Raw genomic sequence first — 7,788 nt, forward strand, 5'->3', positions numbered from 1 at the left:
TAACGCAAAACGTCGCATCGGTCGGCCCCCCTCAGGCCGACCGCCTATGAATCATTCAAAAACTGATTTGGGAATCCCCTAACTGAAGACAGGCCCTAGTTTGAAATCGCTGAATGAGCCGATACCAACAACTATACCAACTCTCCACGCGCATGGTGGAAGAAAGCGCCCATTGGTTTCCAATGATGGTCCGACTGCTTAAGGCAAGTGTTCCAAATCAGGAATCAGCGGCCTGCTTTTGTGGTCAAAGCAGACGATGTGTCGGAGCCCGTGAGGACGTGCGCTTTTGACCCAGCGGCGGTGTGGAACCCCGTCGAATGCGCGTTCGATACAAGCCGGTGGCTATTTCGCAGCGGCCTTCGATACGAGATAGGTGCCATGACTTGCGGCAAGAAGCGTCGTGAAGACAGCGCCGGGACTGGGCAGCGTGGGGAACAGGGATTTGGAGCTGTTCAGCGCGCCGACGAGGGTTTCCGGCGCTATGTCGCGCACCATGTCGAACAGCAGCGTGCCGTAGCCACAGACCAGGATCAGCGTGATCAGCACGTTCTGCAGGCGCGACACGTCGACGAGATTCTTGCTGTCGTTCGTTTCTCCGAGAAACAGATCGGCGAGCGACGCTTTCTCGGGTGCGTCGCGAACCTCGAGATTGCTGCCGTCGCCCTTTACCTGATCGATGAAGCGCCCGACGCCGCTGTTGTCCTTGATCTGGGAATCGTCCGCAAGGCCGATCGCGATATCGCTCGCAGTGCTGCCGACGTCGCCCTTGATGAGGGCCGACACCATGGGTGAGACGACCGCGATGCCGAGCGCGGTGAGGATCGCGGCTGGCATGGTCGGGAACGTCACCAGCGTCTCCAGCAAGGACTGCCGGTTTCCATTCTGTTGCGCGGCCTGGATCAGCTCCGCCAGCATGCCAGAGTTGAACAGCGCGACCGTCGCGTAGGCGCCAAGCACGACGACGGTCCACAACGAGACCTGCATGCGCGCAAGCGAGATGCGCTTTTGTGGGCTGATCCACACGCCGAAGATATTTCCCTGGGTGCCCAGCCCGAGCGCAATGCCCAGTAGCGCGATGGATGCAATCAGGCCTGCCATCGGGAACGCGAGCGACAAGGTTCCGGTTCGCTGCGAGATACCCACCGGCCAGCCGAGAACGGCCGAGAGAACAGTGCCGACGCCGGCCAGGTTTCCGGAATTTGCGGCCGTCAGCGCAAGCGACCAAGCGTACTGGCAGAATGCCGAGGTATGGAGCGGAGAGTCGCCCGACTCCGGCGTTTTGATGCAGGTTGCGGCAGCGTAAGTCGCCTTGTCGGTCTGCGGCGACGTCGCGCCAGCATCGAAGGCGTCGTTGCACACGTTGCCATTGGCCTTGCATCCGGCATCGAGCTTCTCGAGATAGGCACCGGTGACCACCGGTAACGTGCCTGCCATCAGATCGCGCGCCTGCTTGACGCTGTGGCCCGTCCAGGAAAGGCTCGCCAGCATCCAGAAGAATAAGACACCGGCGACGATTCCAAGAATCCAGGGCACCGAAACCGGATGTCCGCTGCGGCGCGGGGATGGCAGGCCCGAGCCGGTCAGCCCGGAAACGAATGCGGGATCGCCGCGCTTCGGTTCGGCGTCGCTCTCGAACAGCGTGAAGATACGGTGGGTGGCGTCGCCGTCGACACCGAACGTGCTCGTATGCGCCGCCGTTGCGTCCTTGATCCAAGCCGCCGAAGGCGGCAACGATCGTTGCGTCTCGACCGGCTCGCCGGTCTTTGCGGTCTCCCACAGCACCGCGCGTTTAGGCAGCGCGCGTCCGCCCTGCTGGCCGAACTCGACAGCGCTTTCGACCGACGCCACCATCTGGGCCGCGGCCGCCCCGCTCGGTGAGCCGACTGGCGGAAGCGGCACGGGCGCCGCGAAATTGGCAGCCGCCGCACTGCTGTCCCGCGTCGCCAATGCGGCGATCACGGCCTGCAGCCGCGCCTTGGTGTTATCCGCGCCGTCGGTCGGAATCAGGCGACGCGCCTCGCCCCAGACGATTCGCAAAGTCTGCTGACTGAGTGCCATGAACTCCTCCCGTGAAATCATTCGTTGTGCAATGCGCTCTCGATCCGCCGGGCCTGGTTCAACTGCTGTGCAACTTTGTGAACGCGGCGAGATCGCTCTGCAGAATCGAGAAATCGAGCTGCGCGAGCGTCGGCTGCGTCGTGCTCGCGCCGGGGGCGGTGCCCAAAGGTGCGGTCGTGCTGGTCGGGGCGCTGCGCGGCGCCGCCGCGGCGTTGACGGCGGCGGATAGGTTTTGCAGCCGTGCGAAAAAGGCGCTGCCGATCGGATCGACGGTGATGGCGCCGGCGCCGGCAACACCGTTGAGTGGCGGAACGGCGACAACCGTGTTTTTCGGCAGGGACGCCAAGTTCCCGCCAAGCGCCGGATTGGCGGCGATGAGGTTCTTCTCCGCTGTGGGCAGCGCCGGGTCGTTGGATTTGAGGCCATAGGCCGCGGCAGCTATATCGGCGACGGTGGTCTGGCCGCTCAGCTTGAGAATTTGCATGATGACTGCGTGCTCCTAGGTGATGACGTTCAGCACGGCCCACGGCGGCGCCGGGGTGGCGTTGCTTGATTGCCCGTTGAACAGGATTTGCGTGGCGACGATGTTGCCGATGATCGCCGCCTTCGGCGTCGCCGGCGTCGGCGGGCTGGTGGCCGGGGTGGTGACGCTGAGCCCGGTGTCATGTCCGGCGCCGGTGATCCGGTTGTTGCATACAACGGCGGTGGCGGCGCCGACCACCTGGACGATCGGCGTCGAAATCGACGCTCCCGTTGCGGTCTGATTGCAGTAATTCCCCGTCAGGACGCAGTCGCCGGCGGTGGTGGACAGGGACACCACGATCAACGGCTGTAGCGAGCCACCGGCGACGCTGTTGTCCCGCACCGTGGCCCAACTGCCGACGGCGGGGGCGGTGACCGAGAGCCCCTCGAAGTTCGACATGCTGGTTGCGCTGGTGCCGAACTGCAGGACGCTGTTGTTGTTCAGCGTGAGCCCGAGGAGGAGCGGTATCGCAGGCGCGGGCGGAGCCGGATTTTCGACCCAAATCCCGTAAGGTTGGAAGCTCAAGTCGGTGATCGGTCCAATCTGGTTCACCTGGTTGCCGTTCACGCTCGCCGTTAGGACGTTGAGGACGTGCACGCCGGACGCGTTGACGCCGCCTGCGGGCGCGATGATGCCGACCGTGTTGCCCTCGACAAGCGCATTCACCGCGCCAGCGACCGAAATTCCGGTCACGACCGTGCCCGCCGGGGCGGACGGGTTGGACGACACGATAATGACCTCGTTGCCGCAAACGCGCAGCTCGACGTTGAGCACGGCGACAATCCCGTTGACGAGGACATTGGTGATGGAGTTGTCCTGCACCGTTGCCAGCGCGAGGTGTGTGGCGCCGATGCCGGCGCCGGCCCAGTTCTGCACGCGGTTGCGCAGCACCGAGGCCCGCGCGTAGGGGATGACGATCTCGAGCGGACCAGAAGCGCCGATGCCGGTCGCAAACGGATAGACCGCGGCCATGGTGGCGACCGCAGGCTGCGTCACCAGGTTGTCCTCGATCAGCGCGCCGTCCACCAGGGTGGCGATGCCGATGAGCGGCGCCTCGACGTAGTTGCGGGCGACACGCACGATCGCGTCCGGCAGGGCGTAACCCTCCAGCGCTATGCCCATGAGCTGGGACACCTGGACCCGATTATCGGAAATATCGGTCGGCCCGAGGAAAAAGCACGCGCGCGTCGCGGTGCTTACCCCGATCACCCCGATCGCAACGCCCGCCATGGTGCAGTTAAGGCCATTCCGGCTGATCTCGATTCCGTCGAGGGCGAGGATGTTGTGCGTATTCGTCTGCGGATTGGTCAGCGTGGCGTTGATCACCGTGGTGCTGCCGATGCCGATATCGCTGATCAGCAGATTGTCGCGGAAGATCCCCGCAATCACGAAAGCGTCGAGCAGGATGCCGATTCCGGTTCCGCTCGCCGTCTGCGTCGACGTGTTGAGGATCTGGAAGGGATCGACCGGCAGGCCGGCAGGCGCGGGGGCGACCGGCGCTGCCGTATCCAAGGTGAGCACCGAGCACCGCTCGATGGTGACGCCGAGGGAGTTCTGCACCGATATGCCGGCAATCACGCCGCTACCCGCCGTCGGTGGCACGTAGGTGGCGATGACAGCAAGGTCCTCGATGCGCACGTCCCATGCTTGCGAGACCTGGACGGCCGAGCCGGTTCCCGAATAGATCAGGCCGGTTGCGGCCCCCTGTCCGCTCAGCGTCACATGCGCGAGGGCGGACATGATCAACGGTGTCGTCCCGAGGACGAAGGTGCCGGCGCCGAGACAGACGCGGCCGCCGTTCAGCGAAGCGACCTTGTTGATCGCATTGGTGATGGCCGTATTGTCCGCCAGATAATCGGCCAATTCGACGCAGACCATACAGGCGCAGGAGTCGTTTGCGGACGTGGTCACCGGAGGCCACGCCAGAGGGCAGTTCGCCGCCGGGTTGCCGAAGGTGACCACGGCGAGACGCGCATAGTGATGATGCACACCCCTCGGCGGAGCCTCGTTGAGCTGCTCCAGCGATCCGTCGTTGCGCGTTGCAAAGCACCAATAGTCGCCCGGCACGAAGCTTCCGCCAGCGACGGCGAGGTCGAACGAGACGGCGATGCCGTTTTCCAGGATTACGGACTGACCCTTGGGCGGGACCGGAATGTCGCCCCGGCCTCCCGCTGGGACCCATATCGTCGTTGTCGGCGCCGCTGCGGTGCCGCCGATCAGATAGACGTTGCCGGTGTCCCAACGCTGGATGCGCGCATGACAATTGCCCAGATTGGCGGGCGGGGTGGTGAGATTGGTGGCGATGTCCGAGCCAACCGCACCCGTGAGCAGAATGGTCTTCGCGGTCGGGTCGACACCATCGGAGGCTATTTGCCGCAGGTCTCCGGTGAGGCCGGCAAGCTCGCGCGCATCGTCGGTGATTTCGATCCAGTCGCCCGGATGGAAGCTGAGAACGTCGTCCTTGCCCGTGCTTTGCACCGTGAGCTGGCTGGCCGAGCCGACGGCGGTGATCGCCGTGACGGCGGTCGCAACCGAGCCGTTGTCGCGCGACCATTTGAACGTCGCGCCCGTGCCGGTGGCGGCCGTGTTGAAGGTGCCGGCCTGATGGATTTCGACGCGGTAGAGCTGATTCTCGAGGCCGGTGTAGCCGGCGCTGGACGTGAGGCTGCCGGGTCCAGGGTTCGGGGCGGGAAAGGGCGCGCTTGACAGGCGCGAGGGCGAGGGTTGAACGAGCGCGTCCCAGGGCGCCAGCGAGGTGGTGCATGTGATTCCAGTCGGCTGCACCTTGCTGACGTCGAGCATCTTGACCTGCCAGACCGTCTGCAGGCGCCCGGTCGTGTCGACCCCGAGAGCTCGCTCGACCAGATCCGGGTCCTGCAGATATGTGACCTCACGTTGCCAGGCGTCGAGATAGATTACGAACGGTCCGTTGCCAGGCAGAAATGCGCCGGTCGGGTTCGGCAGGTGGGGTTGGCTGGCGAACGGGATATCGATTTCGGGCGCGGGCGGAGACGTCTGTGGCGTGTTTGACAGTTCGGCAAGCGCACGATCGTACGTCGCCGTTGGCGTCCCGTGGTTCTCGACCAGCAATCCGTCGACGTATATGCGCCCGACGCCGATCGAGAGGCTGTTGGTTGTCCCCGATTGGTTCGCCGTGATCTTGAAGCCGTAGGGCGTGGTCGAGGGCACCGCGACGCGGCCCAGCGCGTCGAGCGTTCCGGCCTGGATGCGGCGATTCAATATCGCCATCCATTCATTCCAGTCGGAGTCGAGTTGCGGGCGACCTTGCTGCATCACTACGCCGGAACGATCTTTCCAAGCGTCGAAGGAAAATCGGCTGACATCGAAGCTCATGATTCAATCCTTTAATCAGGACTCGTAGAAAATTCCGAACTCCATTCCGACCGGCAGGTATTCCAACAGGCGCGCGCGAAGATCGATCTCGCGCTGCGGCGCCAGCAGGAAATGGAACGCGCCCATTTCGCCGCCGTCGTCGGCGCCGCGACGGATGACGTCGTTGGTGTCGGGCAGAAGCTTGACGTAGGCGGCATCGCCATAGAGCAGCGATCCGAACAACGGACCGGGCGTTCCGGGCCCGTCGCTTACGCATTCGAATTGCCGCGGCGTAATCGCGGCCTGTGGCAGGCAGCTGAAGCGCACGCATCCGCTCTGCTTGCGATCGGACCATACCGCCGCCGGCCAGGTATCGGAGGCCGCGAGCGCAGCCCAGAAGATGCAGTTCGACGCGCGCGAGAGCAGCGTGGCATGGACCTTGCCGATCACGGTGCAGCCCTGCAGCGTCAGCGCGCCGCCGGAGCCGGTCTGGTCGACCGCGGCGGCATTGACGGCCGCGTAGGCGACCTGCGGTTTTCCGTTGGCGTCGATGATGCTGTCGGCGAAGGAGACTGTCGCGAACGCCGCGGCGCGAACCGCGCCGAGGATGGAATTGGCGATGACGACCGCCAGGACGGCCGGCTCGGTGCTGGGGGACACCGCGGTGAAGGGCTCGGCGATGAAGGTGGGCTGGCCGGGAAATTTCGCCGTGCCGGCCGGGTTGAGTGCCCAGCCCGGAACCAGGGTGCAGTGGGTCACTCCGAGATGGCCCAGCTGGCTGGGTTGCGCGTTGGGGCGCTGCGCCGGCGCGCGCACCAAGGTCGTCCCGGCGTTGGCGGGCGTGACATTGGCGGTGACCAGAACGCCATTGAGGTCGAACGCCGCGTCTTCGCCGCCCGATACCTTGATCTCGGCGCCGAGCACGAGCGTCGGGCGACACCCGTCGGCGGCGCGCAGCTCGACATGGCTGTTCGGCGCAACGTCGATGACGAGGCCCGTCGGCACCTGATAGGCGCCGCTGTCCGTGATCTCAACGACGCCATTGCCGGCGATCGCCGTGATGGCGGATTGAATGCCGCCCGGCGTGGCCGGGAAGTCGCCAGGAACGCGCGCGACCGGCGGCGCATCCGTTGCCGGAAACGCGAAGGTGTCCTCGCGCGAATATTCGCCGCCGCCCATGTCGGCGTTGAAGCCGTAATAATAGGTCGCCCGCACAACATGCGACGGGGTGGGGCCGAACGCGGGCGGCGCGAGCGCGATGCGGCCTAGCTCGGGATCGATCGCCGCCACATAGGTTGGCCCTGCCGCCGGCATGTTGACCCAGCTGCCGTCGGCGCCGGAGAGGTTGCACACCTGGATCTCGGTCGCCGGCACAGGCTTGCCGTCGACCTGCAGGACGAGGCTCAGGCCAGCGCCATAATAGGCCGGCGTCGCGCCGCGGCTCTGGATGGCATGGATGTCGCTGTACAGCTGCTGACGCCGCAGTGGGCCGGGCACGTTGAGTGGTCCCGCCGGCGTGGCGATGTCGAGACCCTGGTACTGCGGAGAGTTGAACAGCTGCGTGTCGCGGCCGAGCGAGCTGAAGCGGAAGCATAGCGGATCGCCCGCGACCGATGCTGCGGGCGCCATGGTCATGCTGTAGGCGTTCAGCGACCACAAGAAGATGCCGACGTTTTGGATGTTGTAGCGGCCGAGCTCCACCGCGATGCGGCGGACGTCGATCGTATGGGCGGTGCGGTCGAAGCCCGAATTGATGTAGAGGCGCGGCTGCCAATGGCGCAGGTCGGGAGCGTAGTAATTGTGGGCGCGGATATGATTCATGTACTGCGTGACGGCGAGGACCTGGAAGAACTCGACCGCGTGCGCGCCCCAGC

At 65.1% G+C, this 7,788-nt stretch carries 4 protein-coding genes; all 4 read right to left on the reverse strand.

The features are described 5' to 3' along the window. Positions 1-342: 342 nt before the first annotated feature. A complete protein-coding gene (locus WCB02_RS37710) occupies positions 343-2,058 on the reverse strand; it encodes a hypothetical protein (protein WP_423967064.1) in 1,716 nt (571 codons plus the stop codon). A gap of 58 nt (positions 2,059-2,116) precedes the next feature. Next, positions 2,117-2,542, reverse strand: a complete 426-nt coding sequence (locus tag WCB02_RS37715) for a hypothetical protein (protein WP_423967066.1) — start codon at positions 2,540-2,542, stop codon at positions 2,117-2,119. A gap of 15 nt (positions 2,543-2,557) precedes the next feature. After that, complete coding sequence (locus tag WCB02_RS37720) at positions 2,558-5,935, reverse strand: DUF6519 domain-containing protein (protein ID WP_423967068.1); 3,378 nt, start codon at positions 5,933-5,935, stop codon at positions 2,558-2,560. Between the two features lie 15 nt (positions 5,936-5,950). Continuing rightward, the coding region (locus tag WCB02_RS37725; RefSeq protein WP_423967070.1) for a hypothetical protein at positions 5,951-7,788 on the reverse strand (1,838 nt) is incomplete at its 5' end.

It is taken from the genome of Bradyrhizobium sp. (genome assembly GCF_049581145.1).
In the GTDB taxonomy this organism is placed as follows: domain Bacteria; phylum Pseudomonadota; class Alphaproteobacteria; order Rhizobiales; family Xanthobacteraceae; genus Bradyrhizobium.

Coding starts and splice junctions, on each gene's coding strand:
- WCB02_RS37710 (WP_423967064.1), bottom strand. CDS start 2,058: ATGGCACTCAGTCAGCAGACTTTGCGAATCGTCTGGGGCGAGGCGCGT.
- WCB02_RS37715 (WP_423967066.1), bottom strand. CDS start 2,542: ATGCAAATTCTCAAGCTGAGCGGCCAGACCACCGTCGCCGATATAGCT.
- WCB02_RS37720 (WP_423967068.1), bottom strand. CDS start 5,935: ATGAGCTTCGATGTCAGCCGATTTTCCTTCGACGCTTGGAAAGATCGT.